Source organism: Streptomyces cinerochromogenes (assembly GCF_014648635.1).
Classification (GTDB): domain Bacteria; phylum Actinomycetota; class Actinomycetes; order Streptomycetales; family Streptomycetaceae; genus Streptomyces; species Streptomyces cinerochromogenes.
In genome coordinates this window covers 42,833-67,799 of record NZ_BMRM01000019.1, presented here as the reverse complement: position 1 = coordinate 67,799, position 24,967 = coordinate 42,833, and the positions used below count along the sequence as shown (strand labels likewise).

The window sequence follows — 24,967 nt, the reverse complement described above, 5'->3', positions numbered from 1 at the left end:
CGCACCGGCTCCGCCGCGGGTGCCGTTCCCGGTGATCGACAGCGCCGGGCCGCACCCACGAGCCCGGGGACAGGTCCGCGACATGGCTGTGACCATTGACCGTACGACATCGAGCAGATGTGCGCCGCCGCAGCCGGCCCGGCTGTCCCTGACGCCCGCGCCGGGCGGGCTGGACGGTACGTGGTGGCCTCGCTCCCGTGCCTTCACCCGTGAGCTGCCGTCGTTGACGGCCGCATTGGGCGATCTCTGGGGTCGTATCACGGGTGTCACCGTGCACCCGGCCTACTGGCCCGTCCTGCCGCATTGGGTGTCCTACGCCGGGCGCACCGTGCAGGTGGGCTGGTCCACCGAGGAACAGGATCCCCACAGACTCACTCTTTTCTCCGCTGACGGCCGCCGGGACGTGCTGGTGATTCCGCCGGAAACCGGTGCGGATGTTGCCGCGCAGCTGATGGCCGGCGACGGCGTCGATGCCTCGGCCCGGGAGCAAGCAGCAGACAGGATCGATGCACGAATCAGGGAAGAAGCCTGGGAAGCCGACGGCGGAGCAGGTCGACCGTCGTCCCTGCCCCGGCCCATCGGCTCGGCAGGGCCTTCGCCCGCCGGTCGGCGGAGGTGAGATCCCATGCTCGTCATCGCCGTGGCCGTGCTGCTCGTCCTGATCGCCGTCGGAGTCGTTCTGATCCACCGGCTCAACGGCCAGCACGCCGAACGGATCGCTGCCTTCCACTACAGCGATGTTCTGCCGGGGATCGGGCGTCGGCCCCGGAGACACCGTCGGTCGGTGGACGCGACCGTTCCGACGCGCCCCACCGCGACGGCGACCGCGGATGACATCGGCTTCGGCCCGACCGTGGGCAGTAGAGGAAGGCGCGTCATGGCGATGTTGCGGGACCGGAAGACGTACCGCGAGAGGATCATGCAGGCTCTGTACCAGGCCGCCGAGGGCAATCGCCTCCTGGGTGTCGATGGGGCGAAGCTCCGCACGGACCTGGGTATCCCTGAGCAGGACATGGCCGCTGCCTGTATGTACCTGGCAGGTGAAGGCTGGGTCGTCGTGGACTGGGAGAGGGGCAACACGCCCGGGATGATCACGCTGACGCACCAGGGGATCCGGCAGATGGAGACGGAAGAGGAAGGGCGTGGCTGAACCGCCGCGTCGGCTTCTCGGACCGAAGTGAACCCTCGCAAGGATTGCTTATGGCGGATTAGTCCCTTTGACGTAACCTGGAAAGCGGGTCGGCGCACGCTCACGTGCAATGACCCGGAAGGGCGGCTCCGGCGGGTATACGCCGGAGCCGTTGCCTGTTTCCGCAACCGCGCCTGCGGCGAAGCGCTCGCGGGCGCGTCGTGCGGAGTACCGTGAGGTAGCAGGGTCGTATCGTGGTCGCACGCCCTGCGGTCGCACTGCTCTCTACGGGACGGGCGGACACCATGACCGACTCCGACACCCCCGACCACCTCCCCAGGTTCCTGCCGGACGCCGTCCACCGGTCGGTGCACCCCGGGACGGCCCTGCTGCGGCTGGAGACCACACACGCACGCGAGGGAATCCTGGACGGCGCATGGTGGCCGCGGTCCCGGGACATCGGTGCCGAGCTTCCCTCGCTGATCTCCGCGTTGACCGAGCATCTCGGGCCCATCACCCGGGTCGGTCTGGACGGCAGCGCCTGGGACGAACTGCCGACCCGGGTGACGGTCGATGACCGGGTCGTGCACATCGACTCCTTCCCGGTCGGTGACGACACCGTCCTCATCACCCGAGGCGACCGGGACCACTTCTCCCTGATGCTGGTACCTCCGGACACGCAGCCCGACGCGGCACGCGCCGCGATGGCCAGGGCCGTACGGGCCGACAACGTCACCGAGGCCAGGCAGATCCTCATCGAAACGGGCAGCGACAGGCCACCTGCGCCGGCCTGACACGTCCGTCGCAGATCGACTCTCCACCGGCCTGGACGCTAGATGCGGGCGAACTCCTCCGTCTGCTGGGCGAATTCCCGGGCCATGGCGGCGCTGACCGTGGGCTTGGTGTCGCGGATCGTGTCCAGGTAGTCGTCGGTGGTGGGGGTGGTCCGGGTTCCGGTGTCGAAGGTGCGCTCGAACTGGGCCTGGGAGACGGTGCGTGCCGCGTGGGCGATGTCGGCGGGGGTGAACCCCTCGCTGGCGGACGCGAGTACCGCGCTGTCGGCCCGTGCGCCTGCTCGGGCCAGGTAGCTCTCCCACAGCGCGGTCCTGGCGGTGTGGTCGGGAGGGCCGATCGGCAGCACGTAGTCGAAGCGGCCGTGCCGCAGGAACGCGGAGTCGAGCGTGGTCACGTTGTTCGTGGCGCAGACGAGCAGCCGTCCGTCCTGGCTTCGGAACCGGACGATCGCCTTGAGCAGTTCGTTGACGACGCCGACAGCGGTCGCGTCCGCGCCGCCGCGTTCGCCGGCGACCTCCTCGACCTCGTCGATGAAGACGAGGACGTGGTCGAGCCGGGCGATCTCGTCGAAGCGCCGGTTCAGCCCGGTCGCCAGGCCGTACTCGGCGGCCAGACGGGCGGGGAACAGTTCGAGGAAGGGCCATCCCAGGCGGCTGGCGATCGCGTGCGCGAACGTGCTCTTGCCGGTCCCGGGCGGGCCGAACAGCATCACCGCCCGTGGCGGTTCCACTCCGTGCTGGGCGGCCAGTTCGGGATGGGCCAGCGGCAGGACCAGGCGCCGCTCGATGAGCCGCTTCTCCCGTTGCATGCCCGCGACCTTCTGCCAGAGCCCCCCTGGCGGCAGCTCCGCTCCGAGCGAGGACAGCGTGCCGGCCGACTGCGGGGTCACCGGTCCGCGTTTCTCGAAGAAGACCAGCCCGGGGCGGGCGCCGAAGTCGCAGTTGCGCAGGGCGGTGGCACCGGTCTCGCCCTCGGGCAGGGCGGCGTGCACCGCGCGGACGCCGGCGGCGAAGAGCCGTTGCTCAAGGGCGGTGATCAGGGCACTCCCCAGCCCGCGCTGCCGCCAGCCGGGCGCCATGCAGATGCGCAGGATCCATGCCCGTTCGCCCTCCACCCTGCTCACCGCGGCGCCGATCAGCACGTCGTCGGCCGTGGCCACCACGGCCGGGTGGCGGGTCTGGAGGGCCGTCACGGCGTCCGAGAGCGGGAAGAGCGGCGGCTCCTCGGTCGTGCCGCTCTGCATGTCGACACGGATCACCGCTTCGAGATCGTCCTGGGTGTAGTCCCTGACCCGCCAACCCGTCATGATCAGCTCCGCGTGTTCGGCCGTACCCCCATCATCAGCCGGTGCCCGGAGGACGCGCGCGACAGGCGACGGTCACGAATCCTCCCTGGTGCCACGGATCGCTCTGGCCGTGGTCTGGCTTCATGCCGCGGTGCCGGGTGCGCTGCCTGCCGGGCTGAGGGACGTGTCGGTGCGGCCGGTGCCGGCCGGTGGCGCTGCCGCGGCGGGTGCGGCGGCCGCGGTTTCCCGGGCGAGGAAGGAGCCGAGCTCGCCGATCGTGCTCATGAGGGGGGCCGGGAAGACGACGGTGGTGTTCTGGTCGACACCGATCTCCACCAGGCTCTGGAGATTGCGCAGTTGAAGCGCCAGGGGGTGAGCCATCATGGTGTCCGAGGCGTCGCCGAGCGCGGCTGCGGCCAGGGACTCGCCCTCCGCGTTGATGATCTTCGCTCGCTTCTCCCGCTCGGCCTCGGCCTGGCGGGCCATGGCGCGCTTCATGGTGTCGGGCAGCTGGATGTCCTTGAGCTCGACCAGCGTGACCTGCACACCCCAGTCGACGGTGGTGACGTCGAGGATCTGGCGGATGTCCAGGTTGATACGGTCCGTCTCCGACAGCGTCTCGTCGAGCGTGTGCCGGCCGACGACCTTCCGCAGGGTGGTCTGGGCGATCTGGTTGATCGCCGCGTTGACGTTCTCCACGGCGACGACCGACTTCACGGCGTCGACGACCCGGAAGTAGGCGACCGCCGACACGTCCACGCTCACGTTGTCCCGGGTGATGATGCCCTGGGACTGGATCGGCATGGTGACGACCCGCAGCGACACCCGGTGCAGGACGTCGACGAACGGGATGATGAACCGCAGCCCCGGTGAGCGTGTTCCGAGAAGTCGGCCGAAGCGGAACAGCACTCCCTTCTCGTACTGCTTGACGACCTTCACGGACAGGGCGAGGGCCAGGACGGCCAGGAGGCCGATCACGACGATGGGAACGATCAGTGCTTGCATGTGCTGCTCCTGGGGACGAGGACCACGGGGGGCGGGGATCCGCCGGTCGAGCCTCCTGCATGTGCCTGCGCCGGTTCGCGAGGCAGGGCCGAAACCCGGCAAGGCACCGGTCGTGCGGCCGTCTCACATACCGATGACCAGGCGACTGGCGCGACCCGTCCGTGCCGGAACGGCCGTGGAGGCGGGGCCGTCCTCCTCGTACTTCCCTGCCTCGTCCGGTTCGAGTGGCCGGTCGGCGGCGGAGACGGCGTGCCGGGTCTCGTCCGCGGCCATGAGAGCGCTTGCGGTCAGCGGTGGGCCGTCGTAGTCGGACGCAGCCGCCATCAGGCGGGCCGCCGACTCCGTCTCGGTCTCGGGCGGGATGACCAGCAGGTCCCAGCGGCCGGTGCCGTAGGAGAGCAGCAGCAGCTTGTGCGGGTCGATCTCCGGGGTGAACCATCCGGCCTTGACGACGTGACCGCCCACGGGGATCTCGTGCGGGATGACCGGCCAGTACTTCGGGTTGACGGCGATGCGGGTGATGCGGCCCCACAGAGGGTCCAGCACATCGGTCAGTGCGGGCAGCTCGCTCAGCAGGTCCCGGGAACGGGGCCCCCAGGCACCGTCCAGGAGGCCGCGCGACGGGCCGTCGGTCTTCAGCGCGAGACGCGCGGCCGGGGCTGCGACGGGCTCGTGGTGTGGCAGGGCTTGGTGCAAGGTCGCCGACATGATGCGGACCCGTCTCCGGGCCGCCTTGGCGACGACCCGGGTTTCGTCTCTCGCCGAGAACGACCCGGCGTGGAAGCCGGTGTGCGAAATGCCCTCGGTGCTGTCCACGGTACTCCGCACACGCCGGGGCGGTTGTGGAGACGCCGCCGCATTCGGTGAAGCGGCTGTCGATACCGGCGGGAAGTGGGCTGAGGGCGCCCGGGCACGTCGTACGCCGGTTACCGGACCGGTCTCACGCCCGACGGCTCGCATGCCCTGGCCGGACTCCTCGGATGTAGTGCGCGGGAGGTTTTCCTCGTATTCCGTTCAACCCGTCGCTCCGCATCGGTCCGCCGGGCGTGGGCGGGGAGTATCCCGGTGATTACCGAGAGTATCTCGTACATCGGCTTCCACGCCGGGTCGCTCTCGGCGATTCATGATAGCCGGGCCGGCCGTGACCGGCCCGGGGTTGGGCCCCCGCCATGACCGCGACCATTCCGTTCACACCCGCAGTCGGAGGCCGGGCCCCTTCTTCGTCACCGCTCCGACTCACGCTGGCGCCGGCCGGCACCCCTGCGGCCCTGATCAACGGTGCCTGGTGGCCCCGTTCGCGCAACCTGACGGAGCAGCTCCCGGCGCTCGTCGAATGTCTCGACCGGCTGTGGGGGCGGATCACCCGGGTAGCGGTGAGCCGCACGTTCTGGCCGGTCGTTCCGGGAGAAGTGCCCGCGCACGGCCACATGGTGCGCGTCGGCTGGTCCAACGCCGGGCAGGATCCGCACACGCTGTTGCTGCTGGCCCACACCTTCGGCCGCTGGGACCTGCTGGTGATCCCACCGGAGACAGCCCCGGCCACCGCGACCCGGCTCATGGCCGCGGCCACCGACCCGTCACGGGGCCTCACGGCGACCGGCCTGATCCATGAGGCCGAACGTTTCCGGGCCGCGGCAGAGGCAGCGGCCGACTCGGACTCGCTCGGGGAGGCGGTCTGGGACTCCGAAGGCGGACACGACGCCCCCCACCCCGCCTCACGCACTCCTGACGGACCGGTCACCGGTCACGGGCCCACCGCGGCAGCAGGAGTGTGAGAGATCGGCGGTGGGGGAAAGGCTGCGTGCCGTCGGCCTTTCCCTGGGGGTGGGAGGCCGGCTCACTCCGGCAGTGCGAGGTGGTCGGTGGTGCTCCCGTGCCATTCGATCAGCAGGAGCGTCGCATCGTCCGTGGTGATCCCGCCCCGCGCCCGTTGCAGCGTGTGGGAGAGGGAGCGCGCCACCGTCCGGATCTGCTGCGCCGTGGGCTCGAGGCGGTTCACCCACCCGATGAGCTGCTCCTCACCGAATTCCTCACCGCCGACATCGCGCTCCTCTATCAGTCCGTCGGTGAAGCACAGGATCCGGTCGCCGGGGGTGAGAGCCACTTCACTGATCCGGGGATCGTGACCGCCGAAGCCGACGGGCAGCGTCGTCGGGCCCTGCAGCCGTCCTACGACACGGTGTCCACGGATCAGCAGAGGAGAGGGATGTCCGGCGTTGACCCACTGAAGTCTGCCCGTTGCCGTGTTGAGCCGCATCATCTGAGCGGTCGCGAAGTGGTCGGGGCCGAACTGCTCGGCGACGGCCCGGTCCATGAACGCATAGATCTCCGACAGGCCGACGCTGATGCGCCGGGCATGCCGGTACGCTCCGATGACCACCGTGGCCATCGTGGCGGCATCCAGTCCGTGGCCCATCGCGTCGACCATGGCCACATGCAGGACATCGCCGTTGAGGGCGTAGTCGAAGCTGTCGCCGGCCACGTCGTAGGCGGGTTCCAGCATCCCGGCCAGCTCGACCCGGGGCGTGGACATCGTCAGCGGTGGCAGCAGCGACCACTGGATCTCCGCCGCCACACTCATCGGTTCCCTGCGGCGCAGCCGGAAGAACAGATCGGTGTATCCGTGCTTGGTCACCAGCATGTCGGCCACGAGTGAGGCGAGCCTGCGCAGCAGCCGTCGCTCGTCGTCGTGGAGGCGGTCCAGGGTGACGGCCAGGACGCCCATCTGGTCGCCACCGTCCAGCAGGGGCAGATAGACCCGCACACCGCCGGCCCGCGGCACCTCTACGGGACGCGCCTCCTGGAAGGCACGACCGGCATCGGAGCCGTCGATCGGCTGCGGTTCCCCGGCCACCAGCCCGTCACCTGGCAGGGGGACGAGCCACACCTGGCCGTAGTCCTGCAGGAAGAGCGAGGTCTCGCGGCCGTCGAGCCTGCCGGTCTGCCGTGCGACGAGCGGACCGAGCTGGTGCGGCGGCAACTCGTGCCCCTGGTCCAGCAGGACTCCCAGAAACTCCTCCCCGAAGCGCTCCGACCGGGTGGAGCCTTCCGCAGGTCCTTGCCGCTCACCGTCCGCCATCGCCGTGGCCCCGGGGGACGTTCGGGCGGATCCTCACGAAGGTGCTGTGCATACGAACTCCCGACGGAGACTCACGGGCCGACGCGTGGGGAACTTCCGCCCGGACCGTGGGGGCCGATCCACCGACTCCCCAACGAGTCGGCCGTGCGCTCGTGCGGCGAGGACCGGCACAACGGCCACCGGCCGCCCCGCGCTCCGAGCCGCGGCGGCTGGCCGCACCGGCGGCGGCCTCAGGCGGATCGACCTCTCCGCCGTCGTCGTCCGCCGCCGTGGCCGTCCGGGTGGGGTCCGCGCCGTCTGCCGGCCTGCCCGCAGCATGGATCACTGCCCTGCTGGGCAACGATCCCGCCTACCAGTAGTGGCGTCGACCGGCGACGGCGTGTCCCATCGCGCCGAGGATCCACAGGATGGCTCCGACGACCAGCAGGATGATCCCGATGGTCCACAGGATGGACAGGCCGGTGAGGAAGCCGACGACGAGCAGAATGACGCCCAGGATGATCATAGTTTCTCCTTCGGGGAGTGGTGCCGACGCGCCCGTGAACTGCTGTGGGCCGCAAGGGCGTCGGCGGGAACGGCCGATCTCTCTCCTCCTTACTCCACGCGGTGTGGTCCGTGGCGGCTGACCTGTAGCCGGACCTCGGTGGGCATGTCGGTGAGGCCGGTGGACCGACGTGCGGTGCCGATCGGGCCTTCGCACAGGGCACCGAGAGTGGCGCCGGGCGTGCCCTCGGGGGTGAGGGTGAGCTTGATGCGGGTGCGGTACCGGCCCGGTCGGCCGGTGATGAGTACGGCCGCACGGCCTACCCCTGGCAGGGCACCGGCTTCGTTCGCGATCGCTTCGCTGAGTGCGCGGTCGCGCAGTTCGACGCCCTCCTGTGGGGGTGTGCCGCCGACGGGCAGGGAGCCGGGGCGACGTCGGCTCAGCTGGGCGAGCAGCCACCCCAGGGCGAGCAGAGCCGCGACGACGAGGGCGGCGATGACCGCGGGCCACCACCACCAGCCCTGGCTGCTCCAGCGGGCCCGGTCGGCGGAGCCGAGCAGGACGTCGGCCGGGGTGGTCAGGGGCCAGCCGGCGGGTGGGGCCAGATCGTGCCGCCGGTAGAGGTCGAGCCCGGCGAAGAGGATGAGCAGTCCGCCGCCGAGGAGGACCAGTCCGGCGAGGGCCAGCAGGGTGCGGTTGAGTGCGGATCGCGGCGTCATGGCGGGCTCCGGTGCTGCGGTCTTGTGTCAGCGGGTGCGTCGCCGCACCCGTACGGCGATGCGGGGAGGACGGGCGAGGGCCAGCCGGTCGCGTTCCTCGCCGAGGACGGCGGTGAGGTCGTCCTTCACCTGTCGGGGGTCGCGGAAGCGGACGTCCGCGCGGGCTTTGATGCGGTGGCGGCGCACCAGGACGTGCGCCGCGCCGACTCCGGGGACCCGCATGGCGGCGTCGCGCAGCAGGGCGGCGGCGCCGTCGCGCTCCAGAAAGGCCCGCATTCGCGGGCAGCCGGCGGGTGAGCGCAGGGGCAGCCAGCGGCGCTCACCGGGGGTGAGGGCCAGGACGATCAGCCAGACGCCGACGGCGGCGGCCACGGCGGCTCCCGTCAACATCCACACGTCGTCCACCGGGCGGGTCGCCAGTTCGTCGGCCAGGTGCCGTCGCCAGGCCGCGGCCGGACGTCCCGCCCGTACGGCGACGACGTCGACGAGCGTCGCGACCGCGGCCACGAGGATCACCGCGGCGACCAGCGCCGCCGTGACGCTGCGCGCCGACCACTTGCGACGGGTTCGGTGCCCTCCTCCGCGCTCACCGGCTGTCAGGTCCGAGGTGGACACGTCGCGTTCGGGAGGATCGGGCTCCTTCGTCAGCGGCACTGCGGCACGGTGCGCCGACGACGCGGAGCCGCGGCCCGGGGGACGTGGACCGGATGTCATCACGATCGCCCTTCCTGCACGGCGTGCCCGATGACCCGGGCCGCCCGGCCGCTCACCGGACCCGCCCCCGGCTCGAGTCGGTGGCGGTCACCAGCCGCCGGACGGTGAGGAGGACCTCTCCCACTCGCAGCCCGGTCAGCTGGGCGACCCGTTCGGCGACGTCCCGCTGGATCCGCTCGCAGACACGGGGGATGTCCGTGGGGTAGGGCAGGTCCATGGTCAGATGCAGGCGCACCGATCCGGTACGGACGGCGGCGGAGGCGTGGGGTGCCGCCGGTCCGCCGCGGTCGGGTGGTACGGCGGCGCGCCGGGACTGAGCCGTGCGTGCGGCCTGGGCGGCGATACGGGCGACCACCCTGTCGGGGATGACGGTGGCGCCCCGCTCGGCCGGGGGCGGCAGCCCGGCGGCCGGCGCCGGCGGGCCCGACCCCTCGCCAGGGGAACCGGGCCGGGTCTTCACCGCTGCCTCCGTGTCCGGAGGTCCAGGTCGCCCTGTACGACGAGGCCGACGATCAGCCCCGCCGCACCGAGGACCAGCACCAGCAGAAAGGCCCAGAAGCCGCCGAAGTAGCCGGCGAAGCCGAGGGCCATGCCGGCCGCGAGTCCCGTCGTTGCTGTGTTCATCTCGCACTCACCCGTCTCGCGAGCGTCCCTCTCGCCGTGATCATCCGCTCGGGCCCGAGGACACGGCGGTGCTCCTGGCAGCGGTCACCTCACGCGGCCCTCGTTCGGTTCGGTCTGTTCCTCCTCGTCGTCAGGCAGATGGACGTCGTCGACGGCGATGTTCACCTCGACGACCTCCAGGCCCGTCATCCGCTCCACGGCGCTGATGACGTTGGTGCGTACGCCGCCCGCGACGTCGACGATGGAGACGCCGTACTCGACGACGACGTCCAGGTCCACCGCGGCCTGCCGTTCCCCGACCTCGACCTTGACGCCGCGGGTGACCGCTCCGCCTCCGCCTGCGCCGGGGACGCGTTCGCGCATGGCGCCGAAGGCGCGGGCCATCCCCGCACCCAGGCTGTGGATGCCCGGTACCTCGCGGGCGGCCATGCCCGCGATCTTGGCCACCACACCGTCCGCGATGGTGGTCCTGCCCCGTGTCTCGGCCGGAGCCCCGGCCCCGGTGCGGCCCTTGAGCGCGCTCACGCCTGTTTCGGACCGGCTGCCCCCGCCGACGCTGGTGATGTTGTCCGTCATGGCGGTCGCCTCGATCGGTCGGCCGGACACCGGAATGATGCCCGTCGAAAGTTGGACATATCGAGCGGCGGAGTCCTCACGTGCCCTGATGTGTGACGTGCATCACATTTCTTTTCGGGGGTACACGGTCGTTCCGAGCCTGCGTGGGAGCGCCATGATCGAACGCACTGCTTCCCCACGACTGGGGTGCGACCTGCCCGACCGTCTGCTGGCGGTGCGGGCGGCCGAGGGAGACGAGGACGCCTTCGCCGTTCTCGTCCAGCGGCACAGCCGGTCCCTCCTGTCCCTGGCCCGCTGCATGCTGGGCAACCCCCAGGACGCCGAGGAGGCCGTTCAGGACGCCTTCATCAGCGCCTGGCGCCACCTGCCGGAATACCGCCACAGGGCGGAGTTCCGCACCTGGATGTACCGGATCACCGTCAACCGCTGTCAGACCATGTGCCACCGCCGGCCGCCGCCCGTGCCCCTGGACACCGTGGCCGAACCCGCGGCGAGCGACGCGTGGAGCCAGCCCGCCCGGACCGCCGAGCAGGACGCGGCCACGGCCGCCCTGTTCCGCGCACTCGCCGAGCTGGACGCCGGACAGCGGGTCTGCTGGATCATGCGGGAGGTGCAGGGCCTGCCCTACAAGGAGATAGCGCATGTGACGCGTACCGGCGAGCAGACGGTACGCGGCAGACTGTTCAGGGCACGCCGATCCCTGCAGGAGGCGATGGGCCCATGGCGCTAGACGACCCGTACACGCGGCCTCCCGAACCGCCCGGAGCCGACGGGCCCCGCAACGGCTGGGCCGCCGCCGACGTGCCCCCGATCGCAGGCGATGAGGTACTGCCCTGCGGCCGCCTGCTCAGCCGGGTCTGGGAACAGGCGCGGGACGCACCGCCGGCCGCGGACCCGCACCCGGTGTCCTGTCCACACTGCCGAGAGGCGGTTGAGGGACTGGCCACGGTGAACGCGGCCGCCCGGACGCTGCGCGACGAGGACCCTCCGGGCCTGCACGCACTCGCCGACCGGGTCATGGACGTCGTCAGGGCAGAGGTCCGGTTCGGGCTGCTGCTGCCCCTGGCCGACCCCGACCGGGACCTGCGGATCGCCGAGAGCGCCGCGGCGAAGGTGCTGAGGCGAGCCGCGGACACGGTCCCCGGTGCCAGGGCCGCGACCTGCCGGCTCGTACCCGAGGGCAACGGCACCGACGTGCGGGTGACCATGACCCTGGCCGCCGCCCTCGACCGCCCGCTGCCCGACCGGGTCCACCAGGTGCGCCGATCGGTCCTCCACTCGGCCGGAAAGGACCTGGGGCTCACGGTGACAGCCGTCGACATCACCGTGGCCGACGTACTGGAACCGGGACCGACCCTCGGTCCCCGCCTCCCGACGGGCGGTGGCGCATGATGACCGCCGTCGGCACCACCGCGCTCCCCGGCGTCGCGGCCGAGGCAGCCCTCGCGGTTCCTGGCGTGGCCGCCCTGCAACCCCGCCTCGCCCGGCGCCTCGCGGCAGCCGCCGCGCCCACCCGGGCGGACACCACGCCGCCCGAGGCCGGCGTACGCGCCGACCGGGCGCCGGACGGTTCGGGATGGCACATCGAGGTGCGCTGCGTCCTGACGGAGGGTCGGCGGGCGCTGGACATCGCCCGAAACGTCCACGACCGGGTGACAGCCGCCCTCGTCACCCACCTCGCCACCCACGGTGCCGCGGAGCCGGTCACCGTCGCGGTCACGGTGACCGGTATCGCCGCCTGGCGCGACGCGGCATGAGCGGCGGCGCGGGCACAGGCCCCGCGAACCGTCGTTCGGCAAGCTGGTTTCCCAGGGCGGAAGCGGCCGTAGAGCCCCCAGGCGGGCAGGTGGTCGCCATGGACGAGGATGACGCGGACGCGGCGCTGCGAGCGGCGCTCGACCAGCTGGCGTTCGCCACCCGGAGTGCGGCGGCGCTGTCGAGCACGCTGGACGCGGTCGAGGGGCTCAGACGGGTGTGCCGCGTGCTGGTGCCGGGACTGGCCGACTGGTCCGCGGCCGGTCTGGTGGCCGAGGACGGCGCCGCCGAGCGGGTCTGTTTCTCACACCGTGACCCCGACGCAGCCCTGACCGGCCTGACGGGACAGTTGCCGCCGGTGCCGGAGACGGCGACGGGCCCGCTGTCCCGGGTGCTTCGCGGCGCCGGCCCGCTCCTGTTGTCGGCCGGGCGGCTGCCGACCGCGCAGGAGGCGTCCGATCCGCTGCACACGGCAACCACGCAACCGTTCGCGCGACTCGGGGGAGACTCCGTGATCGTGGGGCCCTTGCGGGCACGCCGGCGAGTGCTCCGGAGCGTGCGTGATCAGCGACCGCCGGAAAGTCTGGCGTGCGACGTTTTGGTCAGACGGGTGCGGGGACACGTTGAGCGGAGGTCGCGTCGCGTGCGGGTTCGGAAGTGAGCTGGCATTCAACTCGTCCGCCCGCCCTGCCGTCCGGCTCGGAACGCGGGCGGCAGAGCTGTGCTGCGTTCAGATGGACCGTGCGGTGGCCAGTGCCCTGTTCAGGGAGGTGCGGATCTCGTCGGGCAGCTGTTCGCTGTGTACCCACTCCACGATCAGTTCGGAGACCTGCCGCAGTTTCGTATTGGTGTGCTGTGAGACCTTTCGTAGCACTTGGAAGCCCTGCTCGGGACGCAGGCCACCGAGGGTGATGACCACACCGATCGCTTGGTCCACCACGGTGTGGGAGACGACGGCCTCCTGCAGCTGACTGATTTCCGTCTGCAACTCGCTGATTTTGTTCAGGAGCGGTGTCCGTGCCGGAACCAAGTGCCCCTCGAGCCGCATCGGGGTGCCGTTCAGAGAGTCTTCCATCAGGATCACATCCCAGACCTCGGGTTTCCCGTCCGGGTCGCCGGTGCCGTACGGAATTGCGAGGACGACAGTTCGACTATTACCCCAGGTTGCCGTTTTCGTGCATCCCGTTCCACGGCGCGCAGCGGCCGGTGGAGCGGAGCTCACTCAGGGTTCAACTCGGCCATGACGGTGGGCCCTGCCCTGCGACGATCAGTACCGCTCGGATCGCGGGATGTGCCGTCCATGGTCGCGGTGCCTGCGGGCGCGCCTGATCCGGGCGAAGGACTGCTCGACCACCAGACGCCGGGGCAGGATCACGAGGCCGGGTGGTGTCGTCCTGGCTCGGCTGACCGTCTTCAGAGTCGGTTCGAGGGTCTCCGGTGCCGACGCGGACGGCCGTGCGTTCGGAGTGCATCAACCGCAGCCGGAAGAAGACGTCCTGATCGCGGCGTCCCAGAGCATCCCCTCCTCCCGGGGTTCTGCGCACGACCGGTCGCTGCTCCGATTGAGCGCCTGTCGCACATCGCGGCAGGCTTTCGGGTGCGGGGGACTCGGGAGGGGGACCCGGAGGTGGGCCGCGTTCAGCAGCGTATCCATGGGGCTGGCTCGACTCAGGCTCCTCCGGTTCAGCCAACGAGCCGGGGGAGCCGCTGACGGGACCGTAGTGGTGGTGCCCATGGCCCTGCCGTTGGTCTGGCGGGTGGTGACGGCGAGTTCCACGCACGACCCTGTGCCATCGCGACCCGGGAGGTGCCCTCATCCCGCGGGAGCGCTGCCCGCTGCTGTGGGCACTGGCCGAGAGGCGTTCGGCACGCGGGGACGACTGCAGATGCCTGCGTGGTGACGGACTGCTGGTCCCGGTCTCCTCGTCGGCCACCCCCCTGGTGGACGACGTCTCCGGCGTCTGCGTGACCTGGTCGTGCTGATCGTCGAGACCGCGGCGGACCGCCGTGCCGGTAGGGAACGCGCGGAACGTGCGGGGCAGTCAGAACGGATGGGACAGGCGGAACGAGCCGCTCGTGCGCGCGCTCTGGAGAGTCTCGCCGAGCGGTTGACACTCGTCGCGGAGATCACCGACGTGCTCGGTCACACCCTGGAGGTGGACGAGGCCCTCGCCCGGTTGAGCCGCAGCCTTGCTCCCGGTGGACCCGCGGGTCGGCTCCCGTCAGGTGCACCGAGTTGCCGTGACCGGCCCGGAGAGCCGTGAAGCCCGGCCGGAGGACTGGCGCGTCATCTGCCCCCCCGGTTGGGGAGGCGACCCACTCGCCCCTGGTCCAGGTACTGAACGGAGGCGCTCCCGTCCTTCAGAAGCGGGTGGACCTGGACACACCGCCCGACTCCCCGCTGGCCACCGTGCACAGCGCCTTCCTGGGAGCGGCCGGTGCGGCATCCGTCTTCTGCTCGCCGGCCACGGCGCCGCGCTCGGCGTCGCCGAGGCTCGCGAGCGGCTGGAACTGCTGCGGGTCATCGGTATCGAGGAATGCCCCACGGAACGGGCCCGACGGCACGGTGAAGCGGCCGGCCATGGGACCCGGCTCGGTATTCGGCGGTCAGGTCGGCGGGGTGGCCGCCCCTGAACTGCGGGATTGCGGGCCGGCTGCGTTGGGGGTCCATGTCAGCCGGGACCGGTGGCCGCCAACGTACCGGCCGCGTGGTCGGCAGCGGGCGCGACGCTCGCTGAAACTCCCCACTCCGTTGAACGCCGGACCAAGTGGGGCGACAAGTAGCCCTGGCCGTTTTCAGGGCTCTGTCCGCAGTTTCGTGAATCCCCAGGTCAGCGGGAACGACGGGCACAGCGCCCACGGCGCGATGAGGTTCTGTTCGGCAAAGAGGCGTTCCGGAGCGGCCCTGCGGCGCCCGCGTACGGCCACCTGGTCGTGTCGGTGCCCGCCAGGCGCAACAAGTCGAAGGCGACGAAGTGGGCGGGCCACTGCTCGGCGAGCCGGGCAGTGCCGGCACCGCGCCGCTGGAGGCGACCCTGGAGTCGCTCGAAGGCGAGCCTGCTGGATTTCCCGTACGACCAGCTCGCCGTCCAGGGCCGTCGCGTCGGCAGCTGGACCGTGCCCGGAACGAACCTCGGGGAAGGAAGGTGCGAGGTTCCTGTCCCTGCGCGAGCGCAACACCAAACGCCCGGCATCCAGAGAGAGCAGCGCTCTCCAGCGATCGTTATCCAGACTCTGGCGTGTCTCCTAAGACATGGGCCCGTCGAGCCGCTTTTGTACAGAGCAGCCGTGGCGGCCCCGTCCGCGGGCGAATGCCGGAGCGTGACCGTTCACGGATTGACGCTCACTGCGGTGATTACCAAGCTGGTGGGGGGCTGTGAAGGGACTGCGGTCGTGAGTGGTGGACAGAGTCGGCTCACCCGATTGCTGACGGCAGCGGAGACAGCGGCGCCGGCGGACGCCGTCGACGTGATCGCGGAGGACCTGCGGCGGCGTTTCGAGGCCACGAAGGTCTCTTTCCTCATCGTGGACCTGACGGGGAAGGCGGTGGCTCGGCTGTCCACCGCCCCCACTCGGGGTGGGGGGCAGGCCGAGCGGATTCCTCTGTTCGGCAGCGTCTACGAGGAGGTGATCCGTACCCAGCGCCTGTATCAGGACGCGACCGGCGAGGGGCAGCGGGTGATCGTGCCCGTCACCAACCGCGGGGATGCGATCGGGCTGCTGGAACTGCTCCTGCCGACCGACCCTGGCGAGGACGTGCTCGACGCAGTCGGGGAAGCCGCCCACATCCTGGCCTACATCGTGATCGCCAACGGCCGCTTCACCGATCTCTACACCTGGGGCAAACGCTCCAAGCCCCCCACCCTGGCAGCTGAAATCCAGTACCAGCTGCTGCCCCTGTCGCTGTCGTGCGAGGCCGCACAGTTCACCCTGTGCGGGAACCTGGAGCCCTCCGAGGACCTCAGCGGCGACACCTTCGACTACACCGTGGACCGCGACACCTTGCACGTGTCGGTGACCGATCCCATGGGCCACGACATGGATTCCGCCCTGGCCGCCACGGTCCTGGTGGGCGCCCTGCGCGGTGCCCGCCGGGCGGGCACCGGCCTGGCCGAACAGGCCCACCGGGCAGACCAGGCACTGATCGAACACGGCCACGGTCATGCCACCGGGCAGCTCCTGCGCATCAATCTCCATACCGGGCGGGCCCGGCTCGTCAACGCCGGTCATCCCTGGCCGCTGCGCATGCGCAACGGGGCTGTGGAGACGATCACCTGCGAGGTGGACCATCCCTTCGGGCTGTCTGAGCTGACTCCCCACCCTTACCGTGTGCAGGACCTCGACCTGCGGCCCGGTGACCGTCTGCTCATGTTCACCGACGGCATGCTCGAACGTCACGGAGAGGAGGTCGACCTGCCCGCTCTGCTGGCGCGCACCCGGAATTTGCACCCGAGGGAGGCCGCACTGGTGCTGACGTCCGCGGTCCAGGACGCCGCCGACGGCCGGCTCGAAGACGATGCCACCGCCGTCTGCCTGGACTGGCACGGCCCCCAGGAGACCCAGCGGCACGTCAGCAGCGGCGCAGACACCCGGCAAGCCTCAGGCGCACGCACGAAGGACCAGTCGTGACCTAGGTGAACGGTGCCAACGCGAATGAGACATCACGAGGTGTCTTGAGAACCGTCCCACTTCTCCTCGGCGGCCCACCCATCGGGCGGCGCCGGGTCGGAGACGGGGGCCGCGAGCATCGGGTCCGGCAGCGCCCACATGCGCCATGCCTTCCACGCGGGCGCTCCTTCGTGCGGTGCTGCTGGTTCCCCGTTACTCGAGTAGGCCGAGTTCCGAAGCACTCGCCGGTGCTCTTGCCGAGTTGCTAGGACGTCTCTTTGGCGGCCCGCGCCATGACTTGCGGACAACCGTGCACCAGAATGAGGGCTCGAAGCCGTTCGTGCGATGGCCGATGGAGGGCGACCGTAAGGCGGCCCAGACGGCTGTCTGTCATTGCCGGTCGCGAGTGGGCGGGGAGCCAACTCATTCTCAGCCTGCTCCGGCCAGGTTGGGCATTGGTTCGGGCGAAGCCATCCGGCTGTGGTCGGTGGGTGCCGATGTGCCGGGATGGATGGGACGGTTGCGCGATGCCGTCCCGGACGGGGGTCTGACTCTTGAGATCTTTGACCGAAGTGTTCAGTCACAGGCTTGTCGACCGTCGTTGCGGGATGGGTTCTGCTGTCACCGAGCCACAGGGCGTGTCCCAAGAGGGGCCTTGCCGAGCTCCAGGCGCCATCACGGTTCAGACCGCCCGAGCGGGCCGGTGTCATCCGCCCAGCAGGTCACCACGCGGGAGGCCAAACACCATGGCGACCAGACAGCACAGCACCTCCTCCAGCGCGGATCCTCCTGTTCGGGACGAGGTCGTCCTGGGCATGGACACGCACGGCGAGGTCCATGTCGCCGCCGTGGTGTCCCCACTGGGCAAGATCCTGGGCACCGAGTCCTTTCCGGCGACGGTGGCCGGCTATCGGCGGCTGCTCGTGTGGGCCCGCAAGCGGGGTACGGTGCGCCGGGCCGGTGTCGAGGGCACCGGTACCTTCGGCGCGGGCCTGTCCCGCTACCCGCTGACCCAGCAGATCCAGGTGTTCGAAGTGAACCGGCCCGACCGCACGGCCTGCCGTCTGCTCGGCAAGTCGGACCCGCTCGATGCGCAGGCCGCAGCGCGAGCCGTGCTCAGCGGTCGCACCCGGGCCCAGGCCAAGTCCGGCGACGGACCCGTGCACGGCGCCCGGATCTACAAACTCGCCAAGGACTCCGCGGTCAAGGCCCGCACACAGGCGATCAACCAGCTCAAGGCCGTCCTAGTGATCGCCGATCCCGTCCTGCGGGAACGGTTGTCGAGCCTGGGCACTGCCGAGCTGTTCCGCACCTGCGCGACCCTCGGCCCACCCGACGGTGGGGGAGACGAGGACGCGGTGGCCCAGGCCACCCACATGACATTACGCATGCTGGCCGGACGCATTGAGCAGCTCACCGGACAGATCAATGAGCTGAACCAACGCCTGACCCGGCTCGTCGAACGCCACGCGCCGCAACTGCTCGTACCGATGGGCATCGGCCCGGACAGCGCCGTCACCCTGCTGATCACCATGGGGGACAACCCCGAGCGGCTGAACACCGAAGCATCTTTTGCTGCCCTTTGCGGAGTCAGCCCCGTCGAGTATTCGTCGGGCCGTCGGAGCACGCGCAGGCTCAACTGCGGCGACCGACGGGCGAACGCGGCCCTGCACCGCACCGTGTTCACCCGACTGCGCCACGACCCGCGCACCCAGGCGTACTACGAACGCCGCACCCAGGAAGGCAAGACCCGACGCGAGGTCATCCGATGCCTCAAGCGATATGCCGCCCGAGAGGTCTTCAACCTGGTCAGACCGATCTCCCGCGCCCCCGCGTTATAGGGGCGTCCGTGAGACGTGAGAGGGTCTGGGGCGTGAGTGAGACACCCCCGAACACCCTGCAATACCGCTTTGACGGGCCAGAAGACGCTCCGGTTCTGATCCTGGGTCCCTCACTGGGTACCACATGGCACATGTGGGACCGCCAGGTGCCGGAGCTGGCCGAGCAGTGGCGGGTCTTCCGATTCGACCTGCCCGGCCACGGCGGCGCCCCGGCCCACCCGGCCGGCTCCGTCGCCGAGCTGACCACCCGGCTGCTGGCCACGCTGGACGCGCTCGGCGTGCACCGGTTCGGCTACGCGGGCTGCGCGCTGGGCGGCGCGATCGGCATCGAGCTGGCCCTGCGCCACCCCGAGCGGCTCGCCTCGCTCGCGCTGGTCGCGGCCTCGCCGCGGTTCGGCACCGCGGACGAGTTCCGGCAGCGCGGGGTGGTCGTGCGCACCAACGGACTCGACCCGATCGCCCGGACCGCACCCGACCGCTGGTTCACCGGAGGGTTCGCCGCCGCGCAGCCCGCGATCACCGAGTGGGCCGTACAGATGGTCCGCACCACCGACCCGGGCTGCTACATCGCCGCCTGTGAGGCCCTCGCCGCCTTCGACGTACGGCCCGAGCTGGGCCGGGTCGGGGTGCCGACCCTGGTGCTGGTCGGCTCCGACGACCAGGTCACCGGCCCCGCCGAGGCCCGCACCCTGGTCGCCGGCATCCCGGACGCCCGGCTCGCGGTCGTCCCCGGCGCCTCGCACCTGGTCCCGGTCGAGCAGCCCGTCGCCGTCACCGACCTGCTGGTGCACCACTTCACGACCGCCTGGCAGCAGCCCTTCGACACCGGGCAGACCGCCCTGCCGGGCACGCCGGCCGTCCCGGTCGCGGTCCCGGCCGCGGCGCCGCAGCCCGCGCCGGTCGCCGAGATCGCCCCGGCGCCGGCACCGGCACAGCCCGCCGGGCCGCCGGACCGGTACCAGACCGGGCTGAAGATCCGCCGCGAGGTGCTCGGCGACGCGCACGTGGACCGGGCGCTGGCACAGGCCGACGCGTTCTCCGGGGACTTCCAGGACTTCGTCACCCGCTACGCCTGGGGCGAGATCTGGGACCGTCCGGGCCTGGACCGCCGCACCCGCAGCTGCATCACGCTCACCGCGCTGGTCGCGGGCGGCCATCTGGAGGAGCTGGCCTTCCACACCCGGGCGGCCCTGCGCAACGGGCTCACCCCGGACGAGATCAAGGAGGTGCTGCTCCAGGCGGCCGTCTACTGCGGGGTGCCGGCCGCGAACAGCGCGTTCCGGGTGGCCCAGCAGGTGATCCGGGAGGAGACCACGCCCGCCGAGTAGCGCCCGGAGGCGGCCGCAGACGGCAGGATGGGGAGACATGAAGCTGACGAAGAAGTCCCACGCCTGTGTCCGCCTCGACAAGGGCGGGCAGACCCTCGTCATCGATCCGGGCGCCTTCTCCGAGGAGGACGCGGCGCTCGGCGCGGACGCGATCCTGATCACCCACGAGCACCCGGACCACTTCGACGAGTTCCGGCTGCGGGCCGCCATGGAGAACAACCCGGCCGCCGAGATCTGGACGCTGAGGTCCGTCGCCGACCGGATCACGGCGGCCTTCCCGGGCCGCGTGCACACCGTCGGCCACGGCGACACCTTCACGGCCGCCGGCTTCGACGTCCAGGTCCACGGCGAGCTGCACGCGGTGATCCACCCGGACCTCCCGCGCGTCACCAACGTCGGCTACCTGGTCGACGGCGGGAAGGTCTTCCACCCCGGAGACGCCCTCACCGTCCCCGGCCGGGCGGTCCAGACGCTGCTGGTGCCGGTGATGGCCCCCTGGAACAAGATCTCCGAGGTGATCGACTACGTGCGCGAGGTGGGCCCGGAGCGCGCGTACGACGTCCACGACGCCCTGCTCACCGACCTCGCCCTGCCGATCTACGAGGGCCACCTCGGCCGCCTGGGCGGCACGGCCCACCAGCGGCTCCATCCGGGGGCGTGGACCGAGCTCTGAGCCCGTTGTCAGCGGCTCCGGGTAGGTTGTGAGGCATGCGCATCGCAACCTGGAACGTGAACTCGATCACCGCCCGCCTTCCCCGGCTGCTGGCCTGGCTGGAGAGCAGCGGCACCGACGTGCTGTGCCTCCAGGAGGCCAAGGTCGCCGAGGAGCAGTTCCCGTTCGGCCAGCTGCGCGAGCTGGGGTACGAGGCCGCGGTGCACGCCACCGGCCGGTGGAACGGTGTGGCGGTGCTGTCCCGCGTCGGCATCGAGGACGTGGTCAAGGGCCTGCCGGGCGACCCCGGCTTCGACGGTGTGACCGAGCCGCGCGCCATCTCGGCGACCTGCGGCCCGGTCCGCGTCTGGTCGGTGTACGTGCCGAACGGCCGCGAGGTCGGCCACCCGCACTACGCGTACAAGCTCCAGTGGTTCGAGGCCCTGAAGGCGGCCGTGTACGGCGACGCGCAGGGCAGCCGCCCGTTCGCCGTCCTGGGTGACTACAACGTGGCGCCGACCGACGACGACGTCTTCGACCCGGCCGCCTTCGAGGGCTCCACCCACGTCACGTCGGCCGAGCGCGCCGCCCTGGCCGCCCTGCGCGAGGCGGGCCTCGGCGACGTCGTGCCGCGCCCGCTGAAGTACGACCACCCGTTCACGTACTGGGACTACCGCCAGCTCTGCTTCCCGAAGAACCGCGGCATGCGCATCGACCTGGTCTACGGCAACCAGCCGTTCGCGCAGGCCGTCAAGGACGCCTACGTCGACCGGGAGGAGCGCAAGGGCAAGGGCGCCTCCGACCACGCGCCGGTGGTGGTCGACCTCGACGTGTGATGCCACGCTGGGTCCATGCACCTTCCGTTCCTGGGCCCCCGGCACAAGAAGAACGGTGACGCGGCCCTCACCGCCGGCCCCGAGGGGCTCTCCTCCGACCCCGAGGCGCTCGCCGCGCTGCTGTCCGAATGCGAGCTGCTGCGTTCCCAGGCGGAGCGGGCGGGCGTCCGCCTGGACGGCAGCCCGGCCTCCCTGGAGGCCCTGGACCAGATGGCCCCGCGCTGGCGGGACGACCCCGAGACGCTGCCCGGGCTGGGCCACGACGCCGGGCTGTACCTGGGCACCGTCGTGGTGCGCACCGTACCCGGCGCCGGCTGGCGGATCCGGCCCGACGGCGAGCCCGTCGTGCGGCTCGCCTCCGGCCGTGCGGTGGAGGTGGTGCCGGCCGGGCAGGAGTGGGCGGCCTGCGGGGTCCCCGAGCTGTCCCAGCTGTACGCGGAGATCGCCGAGACCTGACTCCCCGTGAGCGGGCCTGCCGATGGCCGCCGATGCGTCCTCGTTCGACCAGGCCGACGCCGTCACCACGGCCGACGCCGGCCCCACTGCCGACGCCGTCACCACAGACCACGCCGTCCTGACCGGACCCGCGGCCGAGGCCGCCCGGTGAACTCAGGGCCGCCGGCGAGCCCTTCGGACCGCACGACCGTACCGACGGACAACTTCCCCCTCCGCGGCAGCGGTTTCCCCGGCACCCTCCAACCGGCCGTCCACGCAGGTCATGGTGGACGTCCTGGTCCCGCAGGCGGGCGCGCCACGCCGCCCGCGACGAGCGGCCGGCCGGTGGTCGCGTCGAAGGACACCTCCCTCGGTTTTCTCCCCGCCCACGAGGAGTTCCTCGACGCCGGGAAGCTCATCGTCTGCGATCTCGACTACGATTTGCCGTTCATCCCCGTGGTGATGGTGATCGCGCCGATCCGCATCGGGATGCGCATGCTGCTCTCGTGGTTCGCCGACTGGGTGTCCCGGCGTGAGCGGCGCAGCCCCACGACCACGGGGGTGGCGGTCGCCACGCCCGGGCCGGGGGCGCTGCTGCCGGGTGGGGTGCCCCCCACGGCCCCGAGAGCGTAAGGGGGGCGGCAGTTCACGCGGGCCATGCTCGTCCGGCGGCAGCCGGAGATCACTGCTCGCCGAGCGGGACGGACACGTACGACGGGTCGTCCCCGGGCGAGGAGAAGGTCAGCTGCGCGCCGGACGGGTTGTGCTCGGCGTAGAGCGGGTCGACCGTGTCGACCACCAGCGCGAGGCGGTGCCCGGCGGGGACGTCGTAGGCCGTGGAGAACAGCTCCAGGTCGACGGGGAACGGTTCGCCGGGCGTCCGCCCGTGCCAGGTGTACGGCGCGTGCGTGACCAGCTTGCCGAAGCCCAGCGGGCCCACGTCGTACAGGTAGGCGACGAGCGTGCCGCTCTCTTCCGTCGGGGTGAGCGTGGTGTGCAGGGCGGTGGTGCCGCGCACCCGCTGCGCGCTGCCGTAGCGCTCCGACTGCCACACGGCCGCCCAGCGGCGCGGCAGCAGCGGCATCGACGCGACGGGCGGGAGCCGGGCGATCTGGTCCAGGATGCTGGAGAGGAAGACGATCCCGCCGTCCGCGCCGGAGTCGACGTTCGCGTGGATGGTGGTGGAGCCCGCGAGCGCGATCTTCTTCCGGGTCGCGGTGACCGACTTCCAGTCCGGGTAGCCCTCGTATCCCCCCGCGCTACGGGACTTCAGCCGGACCGGCTGCTCGCGGTCGACGCCGTTGTCGGCGCCCCTCAGGTAGTGGTCGAACCAGCGCCGGGTGTCCGTCCACACGTCGTTGGGCAGCCCGAACAGGCCGGTCAGCTCGGGCGTCGCGTGGTCGCCGGGCCGCAGTTCGAGGCGCTTGGGCACGGTCAGCTTCTCGTAGAAGGAGGCGTACTGGTTCGCCGGGAAGACCGTGTCGCCCCAGGCGTTGGCCAGCATGACGGCGGCGCCGTTCTTGTTGAGCTGGTCGACATAGGTCGTGGCGGAACGTTTCCGTCCCCAGTCGATCATGTCCTGCTCCTTCGACAGGTTCGAGGAGTACAGGTTGTCGAAGATCTCCCGCAGTTCGGGGCTCTCGCGGCCGGTGAGGGTGGCCGCGCCGTCCAGCACGGCCGCCGCCTGGAGGTGCTGGGTGCGCCCCGAGTAGATCGAGTCGATGAGGTCGGCCCAGCCGCTGAGCGCGGCCACGGCCTTGACCCGCTTGTCGTGGGCGGCGGTGAGCAGGCTGATCCCGGCGCCGTACGACACCCCGGCCATGCCGATGCGGTCCGGGTCGGCCGGGGTGTGGTCGAGGGCCCAGTCGATGACCTTCGAGGCGTCCGCTGTGTCGGGCGGACCGGCCACTTCTATCCGGCCGCCGGACTGCCAGAACCCGCGCACGTTGTAGGCGAGCACCACATAACCGGAGTCGGCCAGTTTCTGCGCCTGGGCCAGGTACTCCACCTGGGGCAGGCCCCAGCTCGTGGGCAGCACGATGAGCGGATAGCGGTGCGAGCCGTCGGCGTCCGCGGGCGTGAGGACGTTGGCCTTGAGCACGGTGCCGCCGTCGCCGGTGATGTCCACGAAGCGGATGGACGGGGCGGCCTCGGCGGCCGGCGCCAGGCCCACGACGGTACCGGCGAGCAGCGCCGCGGACACGGTGGTGGCGGCACAGGCGCGCAGCCCGGTGCGACGTCGTCCCATGGGTCACTCCTTCACGTGTGGCAGTGCAAAGTGACCCGACGGTAACCTTGTCCTCTTACCGTAAGTAACCCGTCGGTAAGTTACGTACGGGTAAAGATTGTTGAAGCCTCACCCGGCGTCGGCGGCGGGCTCCGGCAGGGGCGCCCGCGCCGCCCGCGTCACGTCCGCCACCAGCTCCACCACATCGGGGCCGTACGCCTCGGAGTTGACCACCTTCAGCAGCAGGACGAAGGAGCCGTCGCCGTGCCCGCGGGCCAACCGCTCGTGCTCGCGGGCGAGATAGCGGGTCGCGGCCTGGTTGGTGACGGCGCGCTGGCCGCAGAAGAGGAACACCGGGCGGGCGTCGCGCCGCCCGTCCACGGTGAGCCGGGCGAGCAGCACGTACTCGCTCCGGCCGCGTTCCATGCGGTACGTCTGCGCGCCGATCCGCAACGCCCCCTGCTGCGGGCCGCTCTCGGCCTCGACGTTCATCCGCACACCCGGCAGCAGCGAGGAGAGGTGGGCCGCCATCCGGTCGTTCGAGTAGGGCCCCCCGACGCAGAACTCCGTCCGCCCGCCGAAGCCCTGCCGGGTCGCGTCGTGCGCCACGATCTCGGCACGCGCGTGGCAGTCCTTGACCAGCGCGGAGAGCTCCAGCAGCGCGTACATGTCGTACCGCGACACCGTCAGTTCCGGCCCGCCCGCCTTGCGGTTGACCACGAGCAGCGCCTCGGAGTGGTCCGGCAGCCCGAAGAAGGCCTGCTTGCGGCGGAGTCGGCGCCGCCAGAGGAACGTACGGGCGAGCCAGCCCAGCGAGGCGGATATGCCCGCCGCCACGACCCCCAGGACGATGTTGCGTACGTCGTCGTTCATGG

29 protein-coding genes and 1 pseudogene are annotated in these 24,967 nt (G+C 71.2%); 16 read left to right on the top strand and 14 right to left on the bottom strand.

Annotated features, from left to right (window positions below; translation table 11 throughout):
- Nucleotides 1–82 precede the first annotated feature (82 nt).
- The 3 genes from IEZ20_RS30940 (at nt 83) to IEZ20_RS30930 (ending at nt 1,923) form a co-directional block, all read left to right on the top strand.
- Nucleotides 83–619, top strand: coding sequence for a DUF5994 family protein (locus IEZ20_RS30940; protein ID WP_189304777.1), 537 nt, complete (start codon nt 83–85; stop codon nt 617–619).
- Nucleotides 620–625: 6 nt separating this feature from the next.
- Nucleotides 626–1,150: a hypothetical protein gene (locus tag IEZ20_RS40815; RefSeq protein ID WP_373304000.1), complete on the top strand. Its 525-nt coding sequence runs from the start codon at nt 626–628 to the stop codon at nt 1,148–1,150.
- Between the two features lie 284 nt (nt 1,151–1,434).
- Nucleotides 1,435–1,923, top strand: coding sequence for a DUF5994 family protein (locus tag IEZ20_RS30930; RefSeq protein ID WP_189304775.1), 489 nt, complete (start codon nt 1,435–1,437; stop codon nt 1,921–1,923).
- A gap of 38 nt (nt 1,924–1,961) precedes the next feature.
- Here the strand turns inward: IEZ20_RS30930 and IEZ20_RS30925 are convergent, their stop codons facing one another.
- The 3 genes from IEZ20_RS30925 to IEZ20_RS30915 form a co-directional block, all read right to left on the bottom strand.
- A complete protein-coding gene (locus tag IEZ20_RS30925) occupies nt 1,962–3,230 on the bottom strand; it encodes an ATP-binding protein (RefSeq protein WP_189304773.1) in 1,269 nt (422 codons plus the stop codon).
- A 120-nt stretch (nt 3,231–3,350) separates the two neighbouring features.
- Complete coding sequence (locus IEZ20_RS30920; protein WP_229896351.1) at nt 3,351–4,214, bottom strand: slipin family protein; 864 nt, start codon at nt 4,212–4,214, stop codon at nt 3,351–3,353.
- A gap of 123 nt (nt 4,215–4,337) precedes the next feature.
- Nucleotides 4,338–5,030, bottom strand: a complete 693-nt coding sequence (locus IEZ20_RS30915) for a DUF5994 family protein (RefSeq protein WP_189304771.1) — start codon at nt 5,028–5,030, stop codon at nt 4,338–4,340.
- Between the two features lie 353 nt (nt 5,031–5,383).
- Here IEZ20_RS30915 and IEZ20_RS30910 point away from each other — a divergent pair, with 353 nt between their 5' ends.
- Nucleotides 5,384–5,989: a DUF5994 family protein gene (locus tag IEZ20_RS30910; protein WP_189304769.1), complete on the top strand. Its 606-nt coding sequence runs from the start codon at nt 5,384–5,386 to the stop codon at nt 5,987–5,989.
- Nucleotides 5,990–6,051: 62 nt separating this feature from the next.
- On the opposite strand, the gene IEZ20_RS30905 is transcribed toward IEZ20_RS30910, so the two are convergent.
- The 7 genes from IEZ20_RS30905 to IEZ20_RS30875 all read right to left on the bottom strand — a co-directional run bounded on the left by IEZ20_RS30905 (nt 6,052) and on the right by IEZ20_RS30875 (nt 10,410).
- A complete protein-coding gene (locus IEZ20_RS30905) occupies nt 6,052–7,293 on the bottom strand; it encodes a PP2C family protein-serine/threonine phosphatase (protein WP_189304767.1) in 1,242 nt (413 codons plus the stop codon).
- A 349-nt stretch (nt 7,294–7,642) separates the two neighbouring features.
- On the bottom strand, nt 7,643–7,798 hold the full coding sequence (locus tag IEZ20_RS30900; protein WP_099054839.1) for a DUF6131 family protein: 156 nt from the start codon (nt 7,796–7,798) through the stop codon (nt 7,643–7,645).
- Nucleotides 7,799–7,887: 89 nt separating this feature from the next.
- On the bottom strand, nt 7,888–8,496 hold the full coding sequence (locus tag IEZ20_RS30895; RefSeq protein ID WP_189304765.1) for an alkaline shock response membrane anchor protein AmaP: 609 nt from the start codon (nt 8,494–8,496) through the stop codon (nt 7,888–7,890).
- 27 nt (nt 8,497–8,523) lie between these two features.
- Nucleotides 8,524–9,150 carry a DUF6286 domain-containing protein gene (locus IEZ20_RS30890; protein WP_308434706.1) on the bottom strand — a complete coding sequence of 209 codons (627 nt, stop codon included), beginning with the start codon at nt 9,148–9,150 and terminating at the stop codon, nt 8,524–8,526.
- A gap of 112 nt (nt 9,151–9,262) precedes the next feature.
- Entirely contained in the window at nt 9,263–9,670 is a 408-nt protein-coding gene (locus IEZ20_RS30885; RefSeq protein WP_189304760.1) for an Asp23/Gls24 family envelope stress response protein, read from the bottom strand.
- Complete coding sequence (locus IEZ20_RS30880) at nt 9,667–9,834, bottom strand: hypothetical protein (RefSeq protein WP_030645371.1); 168 nt, start codon at nt 9,832–9,834, stop codon at nt 9,667–9,669. Before IEZ20_RS30880 ends, IEZ20_RS30885 begins: the two co-directional genes overlap by 4 nt.
- Nucleotides 9,835–9,918: 84 nt before the next feature.
- Entirely contained in the window at nt 9,919–10,410 is a 492-nt protein-coding gene (locus IEZ20_RS30875; protein WP_189304758.1) for an Asp23/Gls24 family envelope stress response protein, read from the bottom strand.
- Between the two features lie 154 nt (nt 10,411–10,564).
- On the opposite strand from IEZ20_RS30875, the gene IEZ20_RS30870 reads away from it, so the two are divergent.
- The 4 genes from IEZ20_RS30870 (at nt 10,565) to IEZ20_RS30855 (ending at nt 12,826) form a co-directional block, all read left to right on the top strand.
- A complete protein-coding gene (locus tag IEZ20_RS30870; protein WP_189304756.1) occupies nt 10,565–11,140 on the top strand; it encodes an RNA polymerase sigma factor in 576 nt (191 codons plus the stop codon).
- Nucleotides 11,131–11,802, top strand: a complete 672-nt coding sequence (locus IEZ20_RS30865) for a hypothetical protein (RefSeq protein WP_189304754.1) — start codon at nt 11,131–11,133, stop codon at nt 11,800–11,802. The genes IEZ20_RS30870 and IEZ20_RS30865 overlap by 10 nt, the downstream gene beginning before the upstream one ends.
- Nucleotides 11,799–12,167, top strand: a complete 369-nt coding sequence (locus IEZ20_RS30860; protein ID WP_037629154.1) for a hypothetical protein — start codon at nt 11,799–11,801, stop codon at nt 12,165–12,167. The genes IEZ20_RS30865 and IEZ20_RS30860 overlap by 4 nt, the downstream gene beginning before the upstream one ends.
- A gap of 98 nt (nt 12,168–12,265) precedes the next feature.
- The gene (locus tag IEZ20_RS30855) at nt 12,266–12,826 is read left to right on the top strand and encodes a hypothetical protein (protein WP_189304752.1); all 561 of its coding nucleotides are present in this window, start codon (nt 12,266–12,268) and stop codon (nt 12,824–12,826) included.
- Nucleotides 12,827–12,895: 69 nt separating this feature from the next.
- Here IEZ20_RS30855 and IEZ20_RS30850 read toward each other — a convergent pair whose 3' ends face one another.
- Together IEZ20_RS30850 and IEZ20_RS30845 are read right to left on the bottom strand one after the other, a co-directional pair.
- Complete coding sequence (locus tag IEZ20_RS30850) at nt 12,896–13,240, bottom strand: ANTAR domain-containing protein (protein ID WP_229896364.1); 345 nt, start codon at nt 13,238–13,240, stop codon at nt 12,896–12,898.
- A gap of 1,286 nt (nt 13,241–14,526) precedes the next feature.
- The gene (locus IEZ20_RS30845) at nt 14,527–14,748 is read right to left on the bottom strand and encodes a hypothetical protein (protein WP_189304750.1); all 222 of its coding nucleotides are present in this window, start codon (nt 14,746–14,748) and stop codon (nt 14,527–14,529) included.
- A gap of 840 nt (nt 14,749–15,588) precedes the next feature.
- Here IEZ20_RS30845 and IEZ20_RS30840 point away from each other — a divergent pair.
- The 8 genes and pseudogenes from IEZ20_RS30840 to IEZ20_RS30810 form a co-directional block, all read left to right on the top strand.
- Nucleotides 15,589–16,794: a PP2C family protein-serine/threonine phosphatase gene (locus IEZ20_RS30840; protein ID WP_229896363.1), complete on the top strand. Its 1,206-nt coding sequence runs from the start codon at nt 15,589–15,591 to the stop codon at nt 16,792–16,794.
- A gap of 725 nt (nt 16,795–17,519) precedes the next feature.
- Nucleotides 17,520–18,614, top strand: coding sequence for an IS110 family RNA-guided transposase (locus IEZ20_RS30835; protein WP_444545262.1), 1,095 nt, complete (start codon nt 17,520–17,522; stop codon nt 18,612–18,614).
- A gap of 32 nt (nt 18,615–18,646) precedes the next feature.
- Complete coding sequence (gene pcaDC, locus IEZ20_RS30830; protein ID WP_189304746.1) at nt 18,647–19,942, top strand: bifunctional 3-oxoadipate enol-lactonase/4-carboxymuconolactone decarboxylase PcaDC; 1,296 nt, start codon at nt 18,647–18,649, stop codon at nt 19,940–19,942.
- A gap of 37 nt (nt 19,943–19,979) precedes the next feature.
- A complete protein-coding gene (locus tag IEZ20_RS30825; RefSeq protein ID WP_189304744.1) occupies nt 19,980–20,615 on the top strand; it encodes an MBL fold metallo-hydrolase in 636 nt (211 codons plus the stop codon).
- 35 nt (nt 20,616–20,650) lie between these two features.
- Entirely contained in the window at nt 20,651–21,430 is a 780-nt protein-coding gene (locus IEZ20_RS30820) for an exodeoxyribonuclease III (protein WP_189304742.1), read from the top strand.
- A 15-nt stretch (nt 21,431–21,445) separates the two neighbouring features.
- The gene (locus tag IEZ20_RS30815; RefSeq protein WP_189304740.1) at nt 21,446–21,886 is read left to right on the top strand and encodes a DUF6278 family protein; all 441 of its coding nucleotides are present in this window, start codon (nt 21,446–21,448) and stop codon (nt 21,884–21,886) included.
- Nucleotides 21,887–21,908: 22 nt separating this feature from the next.
- The gene (locus IEZ20_RS40490; RefSeq protein ID WP_268253086.1) at nt 21,909–22,037 is read left to right on the top strand and encodes a hypothetical protein; all 129 of its coding nucleotides are present in this window, start codon (nt 21,909–21,911) and stop codon (nt 22,035–22,037) included.
- A gap of 102 nt (nt 22,038–22,139) precedes the next feature.
- Nucleotides 22,140–22,498 (top strand): annotated as a pseudogene (locus IEZ20_RS30810) (ABC transporter permease family protein); the annotation flags it as partial.
- A gap of 49 nt (nt 22,499–22,547) precedes the next feature.
- Here IEZ20_RS30810 and IEZ20_RS30805 read toward each other — a convergent pair.
- Both IEZ20_RS30805 and IEZ20_RS30800 read right to left on the bottom strand, forming a co-directional pair.
- Nucleotides 22,548–24,113: a CocE/NonD family hydrolase gene (locus tag IEZ20_RS30805; protein ID WP_189304738.1), complete on the bottom strand. Its 1,566-nt coding sequence runs from the start codon at nt 24,111–24,113 to the stop codon at nt 22,548–22,550.
- Between the two features lie 108 nt (nt 24,114–24,221).
- Nucleotides 24,222–24,965, bottom strand: a complete 744-nt coding sequence (locus IEZ20_RS30800; RefSeq protein WP_189304735.1) for a hypothetical protein — start codon at nt 24,963–24,965, stop codon at nt 24,222–24,224.
- Nucleotides 24,966–24,967 lie beyond the last annotated feature (2 nt).